The sequence below is a fragment of the Peptoniphilus catoniae genome, assembly GCF_901447155.2.
GTDB lineage: Bacteria > Bacillota > Clostridia > Tissierellales > Peptoniphilaceae > Peptoniphilus_E > Peptoniphilus_E catoniae.
This window is the reverse complement of record NZ_LR588414.1, coordinates 17,442-35,399: the sequence shown is the minus strand read 5'-3', so window position 1 is coordinate 35,399 and position 17,958 is coordinate 17,442. Positions and strand designations below refer to the sequence as shown.

Here is a 17,958-nt window from a genome sequence, read left to right as displayed (position 1 = left end):
CACCTACCATTCTATATTATCAATTTCCTCAGAATTCTCATTGAATTTAATGCTTCTTACCTTAGCATCTGCTATTTCTATTACCCTATCTGCAGCAGGTGATACTGCCTTATTGTGAGTTATAACTATTACAGTAGTATCATAAGTTCTTGTTAAATCTTTAAGAATTTTAAGAACCTGTTTACCTGTTTTATAATCAAGGGCTCCTGTAGGTTCATCACATAGAAGAAGCTTTGGGTTTTTGGCAATTGCCCTTGCTATAGCAACTCTTTGTTGCTCCCCTCCTGAAAGCTGAGAGGGAAAATTATTCATTCTGTCCTTAAGGCCTACAGACTCTAAAACTTCCTTTGAATCCTTGGCGTCTTTCACTATTTGAGCGGCAAGCTCCACATTTTCAAGGGCAGTAAGATTCGGTATAAGATTATAAAATTGAAAAACAAAACCCATGTCGTATCTTCTATAAGATGTAAGTTCCCTTTTATTCATAGAGGATATATTTTTCCCGTCTACTATTATTTCACCGGAGCTTGGACTGTCCATGCCTCCAAGTATATTTAATAAAGTTGACTTGCCTGCACCGCTGGGACCTACTATAAGAGCAAATTCTTTCTTGTTAACATCAAAGCTTATGTCTTCATTAGCAACTATAACATTTTCTCCCATAAAATATTTTTTATACAGGTTTCTTATTTCTATAAATGCCATACCTATCTCTCCTTATTCTTTCTTGATTATAACACATTATAAAAGTATAATATTATTTGATAGATATTTTTCAAACATTGATAAATTGCTTTTAAATTAAATTTATAGGAGGCTGTTATGGATAAAACTATTAATATAGAAGGCATGACCTGTGAGCATTGTGCCGCTCATGTTAAAGAGGCTCTTGAAGCCCTTAGCGGTGTTGAAAGTGTAAAGGTTTCACTCTTTAAAAACTCTGCAAAGGTTAATGGAGATAATCTTAATGATGAGCAGTTAAAGAAGGCTATTGAAGAAGCAGGCTATAAAGCTAAATCAATTAAATAAAGGTTCATTAAAAGGGAGCCCCTATTATAATACAGGCTCCCTTTTCTCTTTTAATATTAAATTTTTAACTAACTTGGAAATAAAATTTTCCTTATAAAATTATACAATTTAAAATTTTCATGTATAATTAAATTTAACTACCGACTTCTTTTTTGAAGCTTAGTTAAATATATAAAAAATTCAATTATTTTTATTTTGAAAGGAGTTAAAGGTGAAGAAATTATTATTTTACATACTGTCCCTTATGCCTTTATTTATTATATCCGCGATTGTTTATGCTATGGTTTATTATTTAAGAAACGGCTATGTTAAATTAGACATAGAATTTTTTGTAGGTATCCTATCAACTATGGCTGTTGCTTATTTCTCTGTTAATCACCTTAACAAAAGAAGAAGTAATGCTGGCTATAAGAATAATAAACAAAAGAGTAGAAAGAAAAAATAATTATAAAACCTTGCTTAAAAAGCTTCTGGTCCTTTCATTTTGAGGATTGTTTAAAAGTTTTTCCGGAGTATTTTCTTCAACTACCAGTCCTGAATCCATAAAGATAATTCTGTCGGAGACTTCCCTTGCAAATCCCATTTCATGAGTAACTATTACCATAGTCATGCCATCATTGGCGAGGCCTTTTATAACGTCTAAAACCTCTCCTACCATTTCAGGATCAAGGGCTGATGTAGGCTCGTCAAAAAGCATTACATCAGGCTCCATGGCAAGGGCTCTTACTATTGCAATTCTTTGTTGTTGCCCGCCTGAAAGCTTTTTAGGATACTCATCCTTCTTATCCTCAAGGCCTACTCTTTTAAGCAGGGTAATTGCCTTTTCAATAGCTTCTTCTCTTGTTGACTTACCTGTTATTACAGGAGCAAGTATTATGTTTTCCAAAACACTTTTATGAGGAAAAAGATTAAAAGATTGGAAGACCATGCCCATTTTTTGACGTAACTTATCTATATCAACCTTCTCATCATTAATTTTAATATCGTTAAAATATATTTCCCCTTCAGTTGGCTTCTCCAAAAGATTTAAACATCTTAAAAATGTTGATTTTCCAGATCCGCTTGGTCCTATTACCGTTAAAACTTCTCCCTTTTCTACATTTTCATTTATTCCTTTTAAGACCTTTAGGTGGCCGAAGGATTTTTGCAAATTTACAGTTCTAATCATTTTCCAAACTCCTTTCCCAAAGGCCCATAAGTTTAGATAATCCAACAGTTAATATTAAATAGCATATCGCCGCATATACAAGTGGCTTAATCGGTTTATAGGTTTGTGCCTTAATAGCTGTTGCCTTATAAATTATATCAGGCACCCCTACCATAATAACTATTGCCGTTTCTTTTATAAGGGCTATAAATTCATTGCCTAGTGACGGAAGAATTATTTTAATGGCTTGAGGTAAAATTACCTCCTTCATGGTTTGGGACTTATTTAGTCCTAGAGAACGTGCCGCCTCTTTTTGTCCCTTGTCTACGGAGTTTATTCCGCCTCTAAAAATTTCGGCTATATAGGCTCCACTGTTAACTACTATAGCTATAGAACAAAGAAGAATCGAATTTCTCAAAAAAACCATTTCTGCCGGTATTACAACCTTAAGTCCGAAGAATATAATTAAAAGCTGCACCATAAGAGGAGTTCCTCTTATTACACCTATATAGATCTTGGCAATTTTATTTAGAAGCTTATTATCGCCAAGTCTCATAACAGCTATTAAAAGTCCCAATACACTTCCGAATACAACACCTATTATAGACAAAAGGACAGTAATTCCTACACCGGATAAATAAGCATAGTAATACTTTCTTATAAATTCCAATTCCTGTGTAATAAACATTTTTTCTCCTATTATTTATCTGCTTTACTTTTCAGTAAGTTCTATATATTCTTTTTCCCAATTTTTAACGCTGCCGTCTTCATTAAGTTTATCAACTACCTTATTAATAGCATCAACTAAAGACTTATTTCCCTTTTTAACAGCTATTGCATAGGCATCCTCAGGTGGTGCTCCTATATCAACAACTTTAAGACCTTCTTGCATACTGGCAAATTTGTTGGCAGGTATACCTGACATAAATACTGCATCAAAGGTTTGATTTTTTAGTTCCATAACTATATTGTTGTTATCGGGTAAAGCCGTTACAGTTGCTCCTTCTTTTTCAAAGTTTTCCTTAGCATACATTTCCTGAGTTGAACCGAGTTGAGTTCCTATGTTTTTACCCTTTAAATCTGAAGGGCTTTTATACTTGTCCGCATCTTCAGACCTTACAAGCAAAAGCTGCTCCTGTGAGGTATAAGGATGTGAAAAATCCACCGCTTCCATTCTTTCCGGCTTAGCAGCCATGCCAGCTATTACAAAATCCATTTCATTTGCATTTAAAGCTGGAAGAAGTCCGTCAAACTGCATGTCCTTAATTTTAAGTTCAACTCCAAGATCCTCTGCAATTGCCTTTGCAATTTCTATATCAACGCCTATAATTTCGTCCTTACTTCCGTCAATATTATGCCATTCATAAGGAGGGTACTCTGCAGATGTTCCAAGAGTTATAAATCCTCTTTCCTTAATTCCGTCAAGGGAGCCGTCAGTTGATTCCTCAGTCTCACTTGTTTGAGCTGTTTGATTTTCTTTGGAATTTGTTCCTGTGCTTTCTTCCTGCTGAGCCTTATCTCCACAAGCCGTAAGTAACAATCCTACTAACAAGGTTAATACTAAAAATTTTTTCATAATTTCCTCCTATAATTTAATTTCAAAGCAAACTTACTTATGTCATCCTTGCCGCAATTTTAAATTTTTTAGAGAAAATACTTTTTTTATCTGAAAGATATAAACAATTTTTCCTTTCAAAATGCCGCCTCCATTTATAATTTTTACTATTATACTTGTTTTTACAATTATATTCAACGTTTTTTTCTTAATCCGCTGAATTTTATAAATTTTTCCTTTAAAAGTTTTAAATTAAAGTATAATAGTTTAAAGTATCTATATTATTAAATGGAGATAAAATGATTAAGAAGTTGTTTATTATAAATGCCAAGGCCGGTGGCTACAAGTCATCGGATTTGGAAAGAAAAATTATAAGCTGCTATAAAAAGGCCGGCAGATTAAATGAGTTGGAAATAATAAAAACAAGCTATCCAGGCCACGGTGCCAAGGCAGCTCTTGAATTTTCAAAAAGTAACTATGATAAAAAAGTTGTTTATGCCTGTGGAGGAGACGGAACTCTTAATGAGCTTGCTAATGTTTTGGCAAATAGTGATACAGGTCTTGGTCTTATACCAATGGGAACCGGGAATGACTTTTCTAAAAATTTCGACTATAAGAATTTTAAACTTGAGGATACCTTTGACCCTATCCTAAGCCCTGTGGACTTAATTGAAATTAACGAAAGATTTTCTATAAATGTTGCAAGTTTAGGTTTTGACTCCTATGTTCTTATTAATACCTACAAACTTTTAGAAAAATATCCTTCTATTAAAAGTCTTGCCTTCACTTTAGGAGTCATTAAATCTTTATTAAAGATAAAATATTATAGGCTTTCTTTTAACCTTACCCTCCTTAATAAGAAAAAGGTGGAGTTAAATGGCGACTATCTTATTTGTGCTATATGTAACGGATCCTACTATGGATCAGGGTATAATCCCGCCCCTGATGCAAAAATAGATGACGGCTATTTGAACCTGATTGTTTTACCTAAAATCCCTCTTGTTGAGCTGCCATCATTGATTTTAAAATACAAGAAGGGACGCCACTTAAGTTCAAGGTATGTTAAGGAATACAAGGTCCTTTCCGGAGAAATTAAAGCAGACAAAAAAATCCCGGCAAATGTTGATGGTGAATTATTTTCATCAGACAAATTTTCTTTTAAGATAAAAAGGTCTTTTATACTCTTTCACAAACCTACTTCCAAAGGCCTCTTATAAATTTTAAGATTTATAGGATTTTGCAGGTATGTCTTTGTAAAAGTAATAGAAAGCACAAAATGCAAAACTAAAGGCCGCAGCCCATACCGTTGACATGCCTATTTGAAAAAGAGAAGGCTCCGGTCTTGTTCCGGCATAATAGGCATAGGGTATCTTTACAAGAAAAATGGAAATAAGCCCCTGAATCATAACAAAATTTGTTTCACCTATACCATTAAAGTAGCCTGTAAAGCAGTAAGCCAGAGATAGTATAAAGCACTCTATACTTGTTGCTTTTAAAAATTCTGCTGATGCCTTAATAACATCATAATCTTCGATTTTAATAAAAAGAGTTGAAAGTTCTTTCCCATAAAAAAATGCGAAAATGGAAATAATACCTCCCAGTACAGCTGCAGTAGCCATACCTATCCACATCGACTTTTTAGCCCTTGCTAAATTCCCGGCTCCATAGTTTTGTCCCACAAAGGCTGAAATTGATTGAGTGTAGGATATAGGTATAAGTAAAATAAACATAACCAGTTTTTCCGCTATGCCTACTCCTGCAGATGCAATTTCTCCCAAGGAATTTACAATTCCAAGTATAATTAAATAGGACATTTCATTGCACATGCTTTGTAGAGCTAAAGGACTGCCTAATTTTAAAATTCTTTTTATAATCTTAGAATCTATTTGAAGGGAAGCTTTTTCAAAATCAAATAAATTTTTATTTTTCCACATTAAAACAAGAGACATTACAACACTTACCCCTTGAGCAAATACCGTTGCATAAGCAGCTCCGGAAGCTCCCATGTTGAAAAATTTAATTAAGATAATATCTCCTAAAATGTTGACAAAACAGGCTATTATAACAAAGTATAGAGGAGATCTTGAATCTCCAAAGCCTCTAAAAATCGCACTTATAAGGTTATAGGCAACTATAAATATACTTCCCAAACCGCAAATTCTTATATAGCTTACAGTTTGTATAAAGGCTTCTTCAGGTGCCTTGGTAGCCTTAGCTATAAGTCCTGCAGATATAGGTGTTAAAAGAGTTAATAGCAAAGCTAAAATTCCCATAAGAAAAAAACTGTTAATTATTATTTTTAAAATTCCCTCTCTGTTTTCTCCTCCTACATATAGAGCCATAAGGACAGTTGAACCCATGGAAAGACCACTTACAAGTCCTATTATAATTTGCATTGCCTGACTTCCCGTAGCAACTGCTGATACATCGGCCCTTGTGGCAAATTTACCTACAGCCCAAAGATCTACCGCTCCATATAAGGCTTGTAAAATCAATGCCAATAAAACAGGAATGGAAAATTTCACCAAGTTTTTAAAAATAGGTCCCTTTAAAAAATCCCCATCTATTTCTTTCATCCTACTGACTCCTTTTATCTTTCTAAATAATTTTATAAATAATCCTTAATGCTCTTTGCCTTAAATTAATATAATTATTATAGCTTAAGCCTTTATAGGCCTCAAGAAATCTTTAAATCCTAAAATGCTAAGGAGAGACTTATTTATAAAAAGAAAAGGAACCGCCTTCTAAAAGCGATTCTCTTCCTTGCTTTCTATATTAACTTATAAAGGGAGTTTTACTTTATTATAACCCTTTCATCTATGGGCTTTTTCTTCTTTTCAGCCGGATGAGAAAGGATATTGCCGAATACCATTTGGGATTTTAAAGTCCAACTATCATTAATATTCCACTTTTCCTTAACCTCTTTATCAATTATAGGATTATAGTGTTGCAGGTTTGCTCCAAGTCCTATGTCTCTTAAAGAAATCCAAAGGGCGAGAGTAACAATTCCTGAATTTTGTTCAGACCAAGGGTCAACATTATCAGCATAATTAGGATACTTCTCTTTAAGCTCCCTATTGCTAGCTTGATCTTCAAAAATTAAAACAGTTCCGAAGGCATTTTTAAATCCATTAATCTTTTTTTCTGTCTTTTTAAAATCCTCTTCGTCATTTACTTTTTTCCTTAGAGTTTCCATAACTATTTTACCCCACAGGTAATCATGATCATCTCCGAAAAGAACCACCGCTCTTTGTGATTGTCCGTTATATGAACTTGGGCAGTTGTGGACAACTTCCTTAATATAATCTCCTATATCTTCCTTAGCTATGTCTACATTTTTATCTAAATCATAAAAGGATCTTCTTGCCTTAATAACTTCCAAAGCTTTTGAGTTCATTTAATCACTCCTTAGTAGATACTTACCCATTAAATACTTATTCATAAACAGTTACTTACTTCCTTTAAAATTCTTTTTAAGTTATAATCATGTCGGTGATAATATGAAAACTGTACTTATTACAGGTGCTGCAAGAGGAATTGGAAAATCTGTTGCAAGGACTCTGGCATCTGAAAAAAAATATAATATAATTATTAATTACAACAAATCTGAAAATTCAGCCCTTGAGCTTGAAAAGGAGCTTAAAGACCAAGGGATAAATGCTCTTGCTATAAAGGCCGATATATCAAAGCTAAGTGAAGTTGAGGAAATGTTTAATAGGATAAAAAATCTTTACAAGGGCGTAGATGTTTTAATAAACAATGCGGGTATTTCTTATTCAGGTCTGTTTCAGGATCTTAGTCCTGATAACTGGGATGAGATTTTTAATGTAAATGTAAAAGGCTGCTTTAATACAATTCACTGTGCTCTTCCCTATATGCTTTTTAATAAAAAGGGAGTGATTTTAAATTTTTCATCTATTTGGGGTTCGCACGGTGCCTCCTGTGAAGTGTCCTATGCTGCAAGTAAAGGTGCCATAGAGGCTCTTACCAGATCCCTTGCCCTGGAGCTTGCCCCTTCAAATATAAGAGTTAATGCCATAGCTCCCGGAACTGTAAATACTGATATGATGAAATTTTACTCATCAGAAGATTTAAAGTGCATCTGCGACAATATTCCTATGATGCGTATGGCTGAACCTTATGAAATCGCAAATCTAGTAAGCTTTTTAATTTCAGACAAAAACTCCTACATGACGGGACAAATTATTTCTCCTTCAGGAGGCATGTGTGTCTAATCTTTATTTCATTTTGCTTTTAAATTAATCAAGGTTTTTTATTTATAGAGATTAAATTTTAGAATTTAAGGTATAAAAATTTATATATTACTAATACTAAATAGGTTTGGTGGTAATTATGAAAAAATACAAAGGCCTAATCTTGTTAAGCTTATTTTTAATCTTTATCTTTGTGGGGATTAATTTTTTGCAAAGAAAAGATTCTATTCAAGGAGAAAAAGCCAAGGAGGATACAAATCTTATGAATATAAAAAACAGAAATGAAATATATTTTGCAGGAGGTTGCTTTTGGGGAGTTGAAGGATATTTTAAAGAAATTCCCGGAGTAATTTCCACTACAGTCGGATATGCCAATGGTAAAACCCAAGACACCGACTATAATAGAGTTAAAGAAACTGACCACAGTGAAACTGTTAAGATAATTTATAATGAAGATGAAATAACTTTACAGGATTTAATAGAATATTATTTTAGAATAATTGATCCGACTTCAATTAATAAGCAGGGCAACGACATAGGAAGGCAATACAGAACCGGCATCTATTACAATGACGAATATGACAAGCTTGTAATTAACGAAATCATTAAACAAAAGCAAGCCGACTATGATAAAAAAATAGCTGTGGAGGTACAGCCTTTAAATAACTTTATAGAAGCGGAGGAATACCACCAGGATTATTTAGATAAAAATCCCGGCGGCTACTGCCATATAAACCTTTCCTTAGCCAAAAAGCCTTTATCTAAGGAGGAGTCCCCTTATAAGAAGCCTGACGACAATACTCTTAGAGACAAGCTTAGTGATATTGAATATAAGGTAACTCAAGAAAAAGCTACAGAAAGGCCTTTTACTTCAAATTATGACGATTTTTATGAAAAGGGAATATATGTTGATATAGTATCAGGAGAGCCGCTTTTTTCCTCTTCAGACAAATATGATGCAGGATGTGGATGGCCTTCATTTACCAGACCTATAGATTCAACTATTGATTACAGTGCTGATAAGTCTTTTAATATGAAAAGAGTTGAAGTTAAAAGTAAATCGGCAGGCTCTCATTTAGGTCATGTTTTCTATGATGGTCCTAAGGATAAGGGAGGAGCCAGATATTGTATTAACGGAGCCTCTTTAAGGTTTATCCCTCTTGATAAAATGGAGGAAGAGGGCTATGGAGAATACATTGACAAGGTAAAATAAAGAGTAACCGGATTTATTTCCGGCTACTCTTTTATATTTTATCAACTTTTTCCTTACTCAATAGCACTTTCTAGGGCGCAAGTATTGTTTATAATACTATAATTTCTCCTTTGTCAGCGTCTAGAATTATTTTTTGTCCATCATGGACTTGCTTGTAGAATTCTTTATCTACCTCTGTTACCATAGGAATTTCCATAACAATTGCACAAGATACAAGAACTGTGTCAAGCTCTTCAACAATTAAAGCCTTGGGTCCTGTCCCGCACTCATCAAGCTTATACAATCCGTCGGCTTGGACTACTGAGCTCCCTTTGCCCTTTGGAAAAACTATAATTTTATCTTTGACGCTCTTTCCTTCAAGTGCATGACCTTTTTCAATTATGTTACCGGTTTTAGGGTCTGTGTGGTAAAACAAAATAGCTTCTTTTGAAAAAATTAATTCTCCCTCAACTCTTCCACCGGAAATCACTTTGCATTTAAATTTATTCATTTTAAAGCTCACCGCCCTTAGAAGCTAATTCCATACATGATTTTGCATCAAGAACATTTATCTTAACATTAAAGCTTGACATATAATATGAGCATTTTGGCGAATCCGATAATCCGTTTTTCCCCTTTAAATCTTTCCACACTCGTTCTTCATCTATACATGTATTAGGAACAAGACTGATATTATAATCCTCTAATTCTTTCTTCAGATCCATATCCTCCAATAACTTTATTAAAGCCTGGGAGGTTAGAATCCAGATAGGCACTTTAGGCTTTTTACTCCTAGCCATTTCTAAAACATTATTGATTTGATCAAATGTATAATGGGGACAGCCAAACATAATAAAGTCAATTTTTTCTTGAGGCTTTATTTTCTCCTTAAAGTCTTTAATATCTTTATTGGTTATTACTATCTCTTCCTTGATTTTTTTATTTCCCATAGCCATTTCAAGAGTTTTAGCTTCAGGTGTATAGCCTAGAATGTGATAGATAGTATGTGAACCCGTTACATTTAAATTAGTACCTAGGTTTATATAAGCTTCTGTACTGGGATTTTTATTTATTCCGTCAAAAATTGGAATACCGTTAACCTTCTCACCACAAATTAAACCAAGTATTGAATAATCAAAATCATTTTCTAAGTCCGCTTCTACTCTTACTAAGGTATCTCCATACCTATTTTCATCTAGCAAAAATCCATATTCCGGAGTAAAACCGGTAATGGCTGAACACATAGAGCTAAAAGAACTTTCTCTATTTGTTCTGGCGCCTACCACTGAATTGGCATAAATTGTTACACTGGTCTCTGAAAAAGAAACTATATCTTTATATTTTGGAACATTGACAAATAGATAGGGGGTGCAGGAATAGGTCATTATTGCTCCCATATTCTTATAAGCATTATGAACTCTTTGCATATTATCTATATCATCTTCTGTCAGTATATTTTTATTATCAAAATAACATAGGGAGTATCCTGGATTTACTGTAGGCTTTACCGCAAAGCTAGCACCTGCTTTATACATTTTTTCTGAAAACCACCTATCAGCCCCCTGAGCACTTAAGGATATATGAGCTCTTTCAATTGGTACCAGCCTTTTTGCACCAAAGCTTCCTCCAATAGAAACTAGTATTTTCATAGCCATGGCTTTACCCTTTCCAAGGTCGCCATTTAACATCTGAGATTGATATTTTGTTAATTCCATTAAGCCCTCCTTTTCTTTTGCATAGCCTTCAAAAGTCCTCCACTTGAGAACTTGTTAAAGCTTAAGTGGCGAATTAGTTGACTATAGATATTTGTGAGTTTGTCTTATTTGTTGGTGAACTTAGCCATTATACAAGATATAAGCAAAATCTACTTATATGTAATACTACTCCAGCTTATGGATTTATTCAACGAAGTTACAAAAGTTTTTAATTTTATCGCTGTCTATCTGTTGTTTTAAAAGATACTCTCTAAGATTTATCCCTACGTACAAAATTAAGGAAGATGATTATGGAGAATATGCTGATAAGATAAAAATAAAGAGTAACCGGATATGTTTCCGACTACTCTTTTATATTTTATCAACCTTTGTAAAATTCTTTAAACACTTTATAAATAGATAAATTGTCCTTAACTGATCCAAGTTCTCTTACTGAATGCATGGCTAAAAGAGGATTGCCCACATCAACTGACCTTGCTCTAAAATACTTTGCCGTTATGGGACCTATTGTAGTTCCGCCGGTTTTTCCTGAAAGATTATAGAAGGTCTGAAACTTAACCCCAGCTTCTTTACAAAGCTCCATAAATACAGAAGCTGAATAAGCATCTGATGTATATGCCTTGTTGGATGAGTATTTAATTACAGGGCCCTCTCCCAACAAAGGTATATTTGTCGGATCTGTTGTTTCCTTAAAGTTAGGATGTAATCCATGAGCCATGTCAGCGGAAATAACAAAAGAGTTTTCAACGGCCCTTAGATAGTCTTCCTTATTTTTTCCAAGAGCCAGAGCTATTCTTTCAAAAGAATTTTCCGCAATTTGAGAATCAGCCCCTTGAATTGAATTTGACCCTACTTCTTCATTATCTGTAATTAAAAGAACATTTACTCCCATAGGCTCAGTATCTATAAAGGCTCTAAGACTTGTATAAACCATGGAAAGATTGTCCTGCCTACCTGCTGATATCATTTCTTCATTTTTACCTATAAGGCTGCTTTTTTGTCTGTCATATAAGTAGAGATCGCAATCTAAAATCTCTTCCTTGTTAATTTCAAGCTCTTCTGCCAATAAATCTAAAAGAAATTTTTCATTTCCCTTTTTATCCAAGGATATTATGGGAAGAAGATGCTTTTGAGGATCATAGGCAAAGCCCTTATTTACTTCTCTGTTCATGTGAATGGCAAGATTTGGTATGGTAAGAAGATCCCTGTCTATATTAATTAGCAAAGTCTTAGGCTTAAAGGGATTATTTTCTCTAACTATAACTCTTCCGGCTATAGAAAGTACCCTGTCCAACCAAGTTGAATAAATAGGACCTCCATAAACTTCAGTGTTAAGCTTTATTATCCCCTTATCCACTATAGGCGACTTTGATTTAATTCTAAATCCGGGAGAATCGCTGTGGGAAGCAATTACCTTAAATCCTCCTTCTTCTATATTCTCATTACCTATATTAAAGGCAATAATAGATGAATCATTTACTATAAAGTATCCCTTTTCTCCACCCTTAAAAGAAAATTTTTCAGAAAATTTATATTCTTTAAAGCCCACTTTATCTAAAAGATTTTTGGTGTTTTTCACTGTAAAATATGAACAGGGACTTCTATCTATAAAATCTATCAATTCCTTATTTAAGCTCAATTTGATATGGCCTCCTTTAGCTTCTCATATCTGTCTTTTACATCCTTTAGGCTAACCTCTTCCAGCTCACTTAAACTTAAAGCATAGTCCAAGGCATTTTTTAGATTTTCATCAGGATTTACTGAAAGCTTATCTCTTCCTTCTTCTACAAGATCCTTTAATCTTTTAAATTCTTCCATTACTTCATGCTCTTCCATAATATGCTCAATTATATAACCTATTTCCCATGACATGGTGTATTTAGTAACTACGCACTTATGATCTACCTTTATCCCCTCTTGTCTAAGGTCTAAAATATACTTTTGTAAAATACTTCTGTCAAAATCTGAAAAAAGCATAAATTCCGTATCTACATCTCCACCCTTATAGGCTTGTGTTAAACTGTGGTCTTCTCCTAAAAGATCCCCGGGAGTCTTTTTAAGATCCTCTTCTTTTATTTCATAAAGATCAAGTCCTAAGTCTTTTGCTAAAGACTTAACTTTGCTTAACCTTTCCTTATCCTTAAAGCCGTGAATAAATATTTTCTTTTCCATATAACCTCCTAATTATCTAATATATCTGTCCAAATTTCTCTTTTATCTTCCTCTGATATTCTATAAGAGTTATGTGCCACCGATGCGTCTATTATATCTGCATAATACCAAGCTTTTTCATCTATATCATTAAACCTATTAAGTTTTATCCTTCCGGAAAAATTCTTAAAGGAGTCCTCAGTTGAATATCTGCTGAAAACAGCATTTAAAATTTTTACCGCCTCTGCTCTTGTAATTTTATTTTCAGGTTTAAAGGATCCGTCAGGGTAACCCTTTACTATATTATTCGCAACTAATAAATCTATAGCATCCTTTGCCCAATAATCCTCTACATCTTTAAATCCACTTGAAAATTTTTTATCTTCATTTAGATAATTTGCCGCTACTTGTGCAAATTCTCCTCTACTTATAAAATTTTCAGCTTTAAACCTTCCGTCAGGGTAGCCTTTTATAAGGTCTTTGGATACCATATAGTTTATATAGGGACTGTACCACTCTTCATTGGCATCTATGAATTTTGTAATATCAGATGTCCCAAAATCTTCAGATCCATTAATAAGCTTTGAGAACATGGCACAAACCTCTGCCCTTGTAACTTCCTTGTCAGGCTTAAATGATCCGTCTTCATAACCTTTTATATAGGCGGGCCTTGTAAGATTTCCTATTTCACTAAGTTTAACCTTATAGGTGAAAATTTCTTCAAAATCATTATATAACAGATGAAAGTATAAGTCCTCTCCCGCTACTAATTGTCTTGTTAAATCCATATAAAAGCTGCCTTCCTTATCGGCCACAGCCTCTCCTATAAGTTTATCGTTTTGATCCTTTAATGTAACTTCAGTATAGGGTATATCTGTTGAGGCTTTGATTCTATAATCGCCGGACTTTAATTCACCTTCAACATATAGATCTCTTCCAAGGACATTTCCACTAAGTGACAAGTTTAAAATCAAGCTTACAATAAATAAAAAATATAATTTTTTCATAGTATCACCTTATTATTAAGTACCCATATTTAAAAGCTTTATGATTTTAAATAAAAAAATCCACCCCTAAGAGTGGATTTAATTATTTATAGATTAGCTTATCTGTTTGCCATTATTGTTTTAATTTCCTCTTCATTAATGCCTACCATGGCTTCTCCCAAGTCTTCAGAAACTTCTGCAATAATTTTATCATCCATATAATTTTGTACTGCGGCAACTATTGCCTTGGCTCTTTTTTCAGGGTTATCAGACTTAAATATTCCTGAGCCTACAAAAACTCCTTCTGCTCCAAGTCTTCTCATAAGGGCGGCATCAGCAGGTGTTGCAACTCCCCCTGCACTGAAGTTTGCAACAGGAAGCTTGCCATTGTCATGAACATATTTAATAAGGTCAAAGCTTACTCCCATTTCCTTGGCAAGATTATAAAGCTCGTCTTCCTTTTTACTTACTACCAAGGCTATTTCTCCAAGTATTTGTCTAAGGTGATTAACTGCTTGAGACACATCTCCTGTGCCGGCTTCTCCCTTAGTCCTTATCATAGCTGCACCCTCTTCTATTCTTCTAAGTGCTTCAGGCAAGTTTCTTGCACCACAAACAAAAGGAGTGTTAAATTTCGTCTTGTCTATGTGAAATTGATTGTCCGCCGGAGTAAGAACTTCGGATTCGTCTATATAATCTATTTTTATAGCCTCTAAAATAGAAGCTTCAACAAAGTGCCCTATTCTTACCTTAGCCATAACAGGTATATCTACAGCTTTTTGTATCTCTTTAATCATTTTAGGATCACTCATTCTTGATACTCCACCTGCAGCACGAATATCCGCCGGTATTCTTTCAAGTGCCATTACGGCAACTGCTCCTGCTTTTTGTGCTATAAGTGCCTGCTCAGGTGTGGTAACGTCCATTATTACTCCACCCTTTAAAGACTCAGTTATTTCTATAAATTTTTTATTCATCTTCCATCCCTCTTTCTTTGATGATATTATATTTTTAATCTGATATTATTAAAAGTATCAAAACAGACAAATTTGGAGGTACCAGATGATTACTATTGACTTTAATAAAAATTCTCCTCTTTTTTTGCAAATATATCTTTCAATAAAGGAAGAAATTATAAAAGGAAACCTTAAACCTGACAGCCCCTTGCCATCAAAGAGAAACCTGGCAAATCACCTTGGCGTATCAACTAATACCGTTAGCTCCGCTTATGAAAGTCTAGTTGATGAAGGCTATATTTATTCTAAGGAAAGAGTCGGCTTTTTTGTATCTAAGATAGATAACCTTTTAAGCCTAAAAAAAGAAGATATAAATATTTCTCCACCTGTTAAAAAATCATATACTTACGATTTTGACCTTAATAAAAATTCGGAATTTAATTTCCCCAACACCAACTTTAAAAAAATAATAAATGATTTTATGAAAGATGAAAACCTACTTAACATCAGGTCCTCCAAGGGACTTTATCCCCTTAGAAAATCTATTGCAAGCTATTTAAAATCATCAAGAGCAATAGAGGTTGACCCCTCATCTATTATAGTAAGTTCAGGCCTTGAATATCTTTTTCAAACTCTCCTATATCTTTTACCGGAAGATGCAATTTTCGGTTTAGAGAATCCCGGCTACAAGGACTTAAAAACACTTCTTGATTTAAATAAAAGAAAATACAATTTTATAGATATAGATGAAGAAGGAATGAATCCCAAAAAAATTAAAAAGGAGCAAATTCTTTTAATAACTCCCTCTCATCAATTTCCAACAGGTTCTCTTATGCCAGTTACAAGAAGAGTTGAAATTTTAAATGAGGTAACAAAAAGATCAGGCTACCTAATAGAAGATGACTATGATAGTGAATTTAAGTACTATGGTAGACCTGTTCCGGCCCTAAAAAGCCTTGACAAGTGGGATCGGGTTATTTATATATCCAACTTTTCCAAATCCATATCTCCTACTCTTCGTGTAAGTTTTATGGTTTTGCCTAAGGATCTTTTAAAGAAATATGAGATTTTAAAACCCTTCTTAAACTGTCCGGTGCCTAATCTCATTCAGGGAGCCTTATCAAGATTTATAGATAATGGATACTTTGAAAGGCATCTGAATAAAATGAGAAAATTATATGATGACAGAAGAAAATTTGCTCTTTGCCTTTTTAAGGAGGAAGAAAATTTTAAAATTATTGATAAAAAAGCTGGACTTCACTTTATTTTAGAAATTTCTACAAATCTAAGTGAAGATCAATTGGCCGAAAATTTAAGGAAAAAAAGTGTAAATATTATACCTCTTTCAAAATTTTACGAAGGTAAACCCCCCTATAAAAGGCCCAGGATAATTCTAGGCTTTGGGAATATGTCTTATAGTAAATTAAAGGATGGGATAAATCTATTAATAGAAGAGTCTAAAAGTAAAGAAAACCTATAGAGTAGCAAGTTTTGCCATTCTATAGGTTTTCTTCTTTAAAGATTATTATTCAATTGCTATATTTTTAGTTTTGCTTTGAATTTCTTTTTTAGGAACCTTAATTTCTAAAACTCCATTTTCAAGCCTTGCAGTTAAACCGTCTTCGTCTATATTCTTAAAAAACATGGTTCTTTGCATGTGTGACATCTTTCTTTCCTTATGAATATAGTTTTTGCTCTTATCTGATTTATCTGTTTCTTCTTTCTTCTCAGCTACAAGTGTAAGCTTTCCTTCTTCTAAGCTTATTGAAATATCTTCCTTATCAAATCCGGGCAATTCAGCTTCAACGGTGTAACCCTTGTCGTCCTCAGCTATGTCCACCTTAAAGGATGCACTGTTAATTGCTCTTTGAGGTGTAAATTCATCATTAAAGAAATTATCAATCATATTGTAAAAATCTTCAAATCCTTTATCCGCTAATCCTAAATCATTTCTTCCATATGGTCTAATCATAATAACATCTCCTTTAATATTAGCACTCTCAGTGCTTAACTGCTAACCTATTTATATTATATATGGAAGGTCAAAGAATGTCAAATATATTTTTGACTTTTTTTGACCTTTATTATAAAAAAAAGAAGGGGAAATTCCCCTCCTTTTAAAAAAGATTCTTATTTAAGATTATTCAGCCTTTTTTTCAGCTTTTTCTTCTACCTTTTTATCTTCTTTCTTTTCTTCTGCTTTCTTTTCTTCTGCTTTCTTTTCTTCTACTTTTTTATCTTCTGCTTTTTCGTCTTTTACTTCAGCTTTTTCCATTTTGTCAGTTAGAAGAACTGTGTTTGTTGCTTCGTCATAATCTACACCAAATTCTAAAGCTTTGCCAAGATCTCTTAGTCTGTAGTAGTTATTTCCGTTGATCTTAAATGCTTTTGCTTCAAGAGCCTTATCTCCTACTAGAACCTTATCATTTGTAGGCATAGCTTCAGCTTCAGCTTCTACTTCTTTTTGGTCTGTATCAAGAACTTTATAATCTTCTTTGTCTTTAAGAGTTACAACTCCGTCTTTGTATTCAACTCCAAATTTTGCTTCTGTATCTTTAAGTACAGCTGCTAAATCTCTAAGTTTAAAGTAGTTTTCTCCATCTATATTATATCCATAAATAGTTACAGGCGCTCCATTAAGAGTAACTTTTTGAACAGAAACTTTAACTTTTCTTGATTCGCTCTTAACTTCTGTAGCTTTTTCTTCTACTTTTCCTTTTACTTCTTCAACCTTTTCTTCTACTTTTTTGCCAGCTTCTTCAGCTTTTTCTTCTACTTTTTTGCCAGCTTCTTTAGCCTTTTCTTCTGTCTTTTCTAATACTTCTTCTACTTTAACCTTAGCTTCTTCAGCTTTTGATTCCTTTGCCTCTTCAGCCTTTACAGGTGTAGCCATTGATAGTAAAAGCACTGTTGCAAGTGATAATGATGTTAATTTTCTCATAATATCCTCCTAAAATATAATAATTACTAAGATACATTATACAGCCTCAACCTTTAAAATCAAGTTTATAAA

General features: G+C 33.6%; 20 protein-coding genes. 6 read left to right on the top strand and 14 right to left on the bottom strand.

Translation table 11 applies throughout. The features are described 5' to 3' along the window. Window positions 1-3 precede the first annotated feature (3 nt). Entirely contained in the window at window positions 4-705 is a 702-nt protein-coding gene (locus PEPCATONIAE_RS02755) for an ABC transporter ATP-binding protein (RefSeq protein WP_138159455.1), read from the bottom strand. Window positions 706-822: 117 nt separating this feature from the next. On the opposite strand from PEPCATONIAE_RS02755, the gene PEPCATONIAE_RS02750 reads away from it, so the two are divergent. Both PEPCATONIAE_RS02750 and PEPCATONIAE_RS02745 read left to right on the top strand, forming a co-directional pair. After that, a complete protein-coding gene (locus PEPCATONIAE_RS02750) occupies window positions 823-1,029 on the top strand; it encodes a heavy-metal-associated domain-containing protein (protein WP_138159454.1) in 207 nt (68 codons plus the stop codon). A 211-nt stretch (window positions 1,030-1,240) separates the two neighbouring features. Further along, complete coding sequence (locus tag PEPCATONIAE_RS02745) at window positions 1,241-1,474, top strand: hypothetical protein (RefSeq protein WP_138159453.1); 234 nt, start codon at window positions 1,241-1,243, stop codon at window positions 1,472-1,474. Here the strand turns inward: PEPCATONIAE_RS02745 and PEPCATONIAE_RS02740 are convergent, their stop codons facing one another. The 3 genes from PEPCATONIAE_RS02740 to PEPCATONIAE_RS02730 are packed head-to-tail and all read right to left on the bottom strand — an operon-like array spanning window position 1,475 to window position 3,752. Beyond that, window positions 1,475-2,197, bottom strand: coding sequence for an amino acid ABC transporter ATP-binding protein (locus PEPCATONIAE_RS02740; RefSeq protein WP_138159452.1), 723 nt, complete (start codon window positions 2,195-2,197; stop codon window positions 1,475-1,477). It abuts the gene before it with no gap. Beyond that, on the bottom strand, window positions 2,190-2,864 hold the full coding sequence (locus tag PEPCATONIAE_RS02735; RefSeq protein WP_138159451.1) for an amino acid ABC transporter permease: 675 nt from the start codon (window positions 2,862-2,864) through the stop codon (window positions 2,190-2,192). The genes PEPCATONIAE_RS02740 and PEPCATONIAE_RS02735 overlap by 8 nt, the downstream gene beginning before the upstream one ends. A 24-nt stretch (window positions 2,865-2,888) precedes the next feature. Further along, window positions 2,889-3,752 (bottom strand): transporter substrate-binding domain-containing protein, encoded by an 864-nt coding sequence (locus PEPCATONIAE_RS02730; protein WP_138159450.1) that lies wholly within the window; start codon window positions 3,750-3,752, stop codon window positions 2,889-2,891. Between the two features lie 278 nt (window positions 3,753-4,030). On the opposite strand from PEPCATONIAE_RS02730, the gene PEPCATONIAE_RS02725 reads away from it, so the two are divergent. Beyond that, window positions 4,031-4,948, top strand: coding sequence for a diacylglycerol/lipid kinase family protein (locus PEPCATONIAE_RS02725; RefSeq protein WP_138159449.1), 918 nt, complete (start codon window positions 4,031-4,033; stop codon window positions 4,946-4,948). 3 nt (window positions 4,949-4,951) lie between these two features. On the opposite strand, the gene PEPCATONIAE_RS02720 is transcribed toward PEPCATONIAE_RS02725, so the two are convergent. After that, complete coding sequence (locus PEPCATONIAE_RS02720) at window positions 4,952-6,307, bottom strand: MATE family efflux transporter (protein ID WP_138159448.1); 1,356 nt, start codon at window positions 6,305-6,307, stop codon at window positions 4,952-4,954. A gap of 218 nt (window positions 6,308-6,525) precedes the next feature. Further along, window positions 6,526-7,128 (bottom strand): nitroreductase family protein, encoded by a 603-nt coding sequence (locus PEPCATONIAE_RS02715; RefSeq protein ID WP_138159447.1) that lies wholly within the window; start codon window positions 7,126-7,128, stop codon window positions 6,526-6,528. 103 nt (window positions 7,129-7,231) lie between these two features. Here PEPCATONIAE_RS02715 and ymfI point away from each other — a divergent pair, with 103 nt between their 5' ends. Further along, the gene (gene ymfI, locus PEPCATONIAE_RS02710; RefSeq protein ID WP_138159446.1) at window positions 7,232-7,966 is read left to right on the top strand and encodes an elongation factor P 5-aminopentanone reductase; all 735 of its coding nucleotides are present in this window, start codon (window positions 7,232-7,234) and stop codon (window positions 7,964-7,966) included. Window positions 7,967-8,207: 241 nt separating this feature from the next. Then, the gene (msrB, locus tag PEPCATONIAE_RS02705) at window positions 8,208-9,158 is read left to right on the top strand and encodes a peptide-methionine (R)-S-oxide reductase MsrB (RefSeq protein ID WP_246060437.1); all 951 of its coding nucleotides are present in this window, start codon (window positions 8,208-8,210) and stop codon (window positions 9,156-9,158) included. An 88-nt stretch (window positions 9,159-9,246) separates the two neighbouring features. Here msrB and PEPCATONIAE_RS02700 read toward each other — a convergent pair whose 3' ends face one another. From PEPCATONIAE_RS02700 to pdxS, 6 genes are all read right to left on the bottom strand, one after another. Further along, window positions 9,247-9,648, bottom strand: a complete 402-nt coding sequence (locus tag PEPCATONIAE_RS02700) for an aconitase X swivel domain-containing protein (protein WP_138159444.1) — start codon at window positions 9,646-9,648, stop codon at window positions 9,247-9,249. A gap of 1 nt (window position 9,649) precedes the next feature. Then, complete coding sequence (locus tag PEPCATONIAE_RS02695; protein ID WP_138159443.1) at window positions 9,650-10,852, bottom strand: aconitase X catalytic domain-containing protein; 1,203 nt, start codon at window positions 10,850-10,852, stop codon at window positions 9,650-9,652. Window positions 10,853-11,213: 361 nt separating this feature from the next. Next, entirely contained in the window at window positions 11,214-12,491 is a 1,278-nt protein-coding gene (locus tag PEPCATONIAE_RS02690) for a M18 family aminopeptidase (protein WP_138159442.1), read from the bottom strand. After that, window positions 12,488-13,024 carry a DUF3783 domain-containing protein gene (locus PEPCATONIAE_RS02685; RefSeq protein WP_138159441.1) on the bottom strand — a complete coding sequence of 179 codons (537 nt, stop codon included), beginning with the start codon at window positions 13,022-13,024 and terminating at the stop codon, window positions 12,488-12,490. The genes PEPCATONIAE_RS02690 and PEPCATONIAE_RS02685 overlap by 4 nt, the downstream gene beginning before the upstream one ends. Before the next feature lie 8 nt (window positions 13,025-13,032). Then, window positions 13,033-14,010, bottom strand: a complete 978-nt coding sequence (locus PEPCATONIAE_RS02680) for an S-layer homology domain-containing protein (protein WP_138159440.1) — start codon at window positions 14,008-14,010, stop codon at window positions 13,033-13,035. A 98-nt stretch (window positions 14,011-14,108) separates the two neighbouring features. Further along, the gene (gene pdxS / locus PEPCATONIAE_RS02675; RefSeq protein ID WP_138159439.1) at window positions 14,109-14,966 is read right to left on the bottom strand and encodes a pyridoxal 5'-phosphate synthase lyase subunit PdxS; all 858 of its coding nucleotides are present in this window, start codon (window positions 14,964-14,966) and stop codon (window positions 14,109-14,111) included. Between the two features lie 85 nt (window positions 14,967-15,051). On the opposite strand from pdxS, the gene pdxR reads away from it, so the two are divergent. Next, entirely contained in the window at window positions 15,052-16,425 is a 1,374-nt protein-coding gene (gene pdxR / locus PEPCATONIAE_RS02670) for a MocR-like pyridoxine biosynthesis transcription factor PdxR (RefSeq protein WP_138159438.1), read from the top strand. A 45-nt stretch (window positions 16,426-16,470) separates the two neighbouring features. Here pdxR and PEPCATONIAE_RS02665 read toward each other — a convergent pair whose 3' ends face one another. Then, on the bottom strand, window positions 16,471-16,917 hold the full coding sequence (locus PEPCATONIAE_RS02665; protein WP_246060417.1) for an Hsp20/alpha crystallin family protein: 447 nt from the start codon (window positions 16,915-16,917) through the stop codon (window positions 16,471-16,473). Window positions 16,918-17,085: 168 nt separating this feature from the next. Next, on the bottom strand, window positions 17,086-17,886 hold the full coding sequence (locus PEPCATONIAE_RS02660; RefSeq protein WP_180339342.1) for a hypothetical protein: 801 nt from the start codon (window positions 17,884-17,886) through the stop codon (window positions 17,086-17,088). Window positions 17,887-17,958 lie beyond the last annotated feature (72 nt).

Excerpts from the sequence above, each read along its gene's own strand:
- ymfI (WP_138159446.1), top strand. The coding sequence starts at position 7,232 with ATGAAAACTGTACTTATTACAGGTGCTGCAAGAGGAATTGGAAAATCT.
- pdxS (WP_138159439.1), bottom strand. The coding sequence starts at position 14,966 with ATGAATAAAAAATTTATAGAAATAACTGAGTCTTTAAAGGGTGGAGTA.
- PEPCATONIAE_RS02735 (WP_138159451.1), bottom strand. The coding sequence starts at position 2,864 with ATGTTTATTACACAGGAATTGGAATTTATAAGAAAGTATTACTATGCT.
- PEPCATONIAE_RS02725 (WP_138159449.1), top strand. The coding sequence starts at position 4,031 with ATGATTAAGAAGTTGTTTATTATAAATGCCAAGGCCGGTGGCTACAAG.
- PEPCATONIAE_RS02740 (WP_138159452.1), bottom strand. The coding sequence starts at position 2,197 with ATGATTAGAACTGTAAATTTGCAAAAATCCTTCGGCCACCTAAAGGTC.
- PEPCATONIAE_RS02700 (WP_138159444.1), bottom strand. The coding sequence starts at position 9,648 with ATGAATAAATTTAAATGCAAAGTGATTTCCGGTGGAAGAGTTGAGGGA.
- PEPCATONIAE_RS02685 (WP_138159441.1), bottom strand. The coding sequence starts at position 13,024 with ATGGAAAAGAAAATATTTATTCACGGCTTTAAGGATAAGGAAAGGTTA.
- msrB (WP_246060437.1), top strand. The coding sequence starts at position 8,208 with ATGAATATAAAAAACAGAAATGAAATATATTTTGCAGGAGGTTGCTTT.
- PEPCATONIAE_RS02720 (WP_138159448.1), bottom strand. The coding sequence starts at position 6,307 with ATGAAAGAAATAGATGGGGATTTTTTAAAGGGACCTATTTTTAAAAAC.
- pdxR (WP_138159438.1), top strand. The coding sequence starts at position 15,052 with ATGATTACTATTGACTTTAATAAAAATTCTCCTCTTTTTTTGCAAATA.
- PEPCATONIAE_RS02730 (WP_138159450.1), bottom strand. The coding sequence starts at position 3,752 with ATGAAAAAATTTTTAGTATTAACCTTGTTAGTAGGATTGTTACTTACG.
- PEPCATONIAE_RS02680 (WP_138159440.1), bottom strand. The coding sequence starts at position 14,010 with ATGAAAAAATTATATTTTTTATTTATTGTAAGCTTGATTTTAAACTTG.
- PEPCATONIAE_RS02660 (WP_180339342.1), bottom strand. The coding sequence starts at position 17,886 with ATGAGAAAATTAACATCATTATCACTTGCAACAGTGCTTTTACTATCA.
- PEPCATONIAE_RS02665 (WP_246060417.1), bottom strand. The coding sequence starts at position 16,917 with ATGATTAGACCATATGGAAGAAATGATTTAGGATTAGCGGATAAAGGA.
- PEPCATONIAE_RS02755 (WP_138159455.1), bottom strand. The coding sequence starts at position 705 with ATGGCATTTATAGAAATAAGAAACCTGTATAAAAAATATTTTATGGGA.
- PEPCATONIAE_RS02750 (WP_138159454.1), top strand. The coding sequence starts at position 823 with ATGGATAAAACTATTAATATAGAAGGCATGACCTGTGAGCATTGTGCC.
- PEPCATONIAE_RS02715 (WP_138159447.1), bottom strand. The coding sequence starts at position 7,128 with ATGAACTCAAAAGCTTTGGAAGTTATTAAGGCAAGAAGATCCTTTTAT.
- PEPCATONIAE_RS02695 (WP_138159443.1), bottom strand. The coding sequence starts at position 10,852 with ATGGAATTAACAAAATATCAATCTCAGATGTTAAATGGCGACCTTGGA.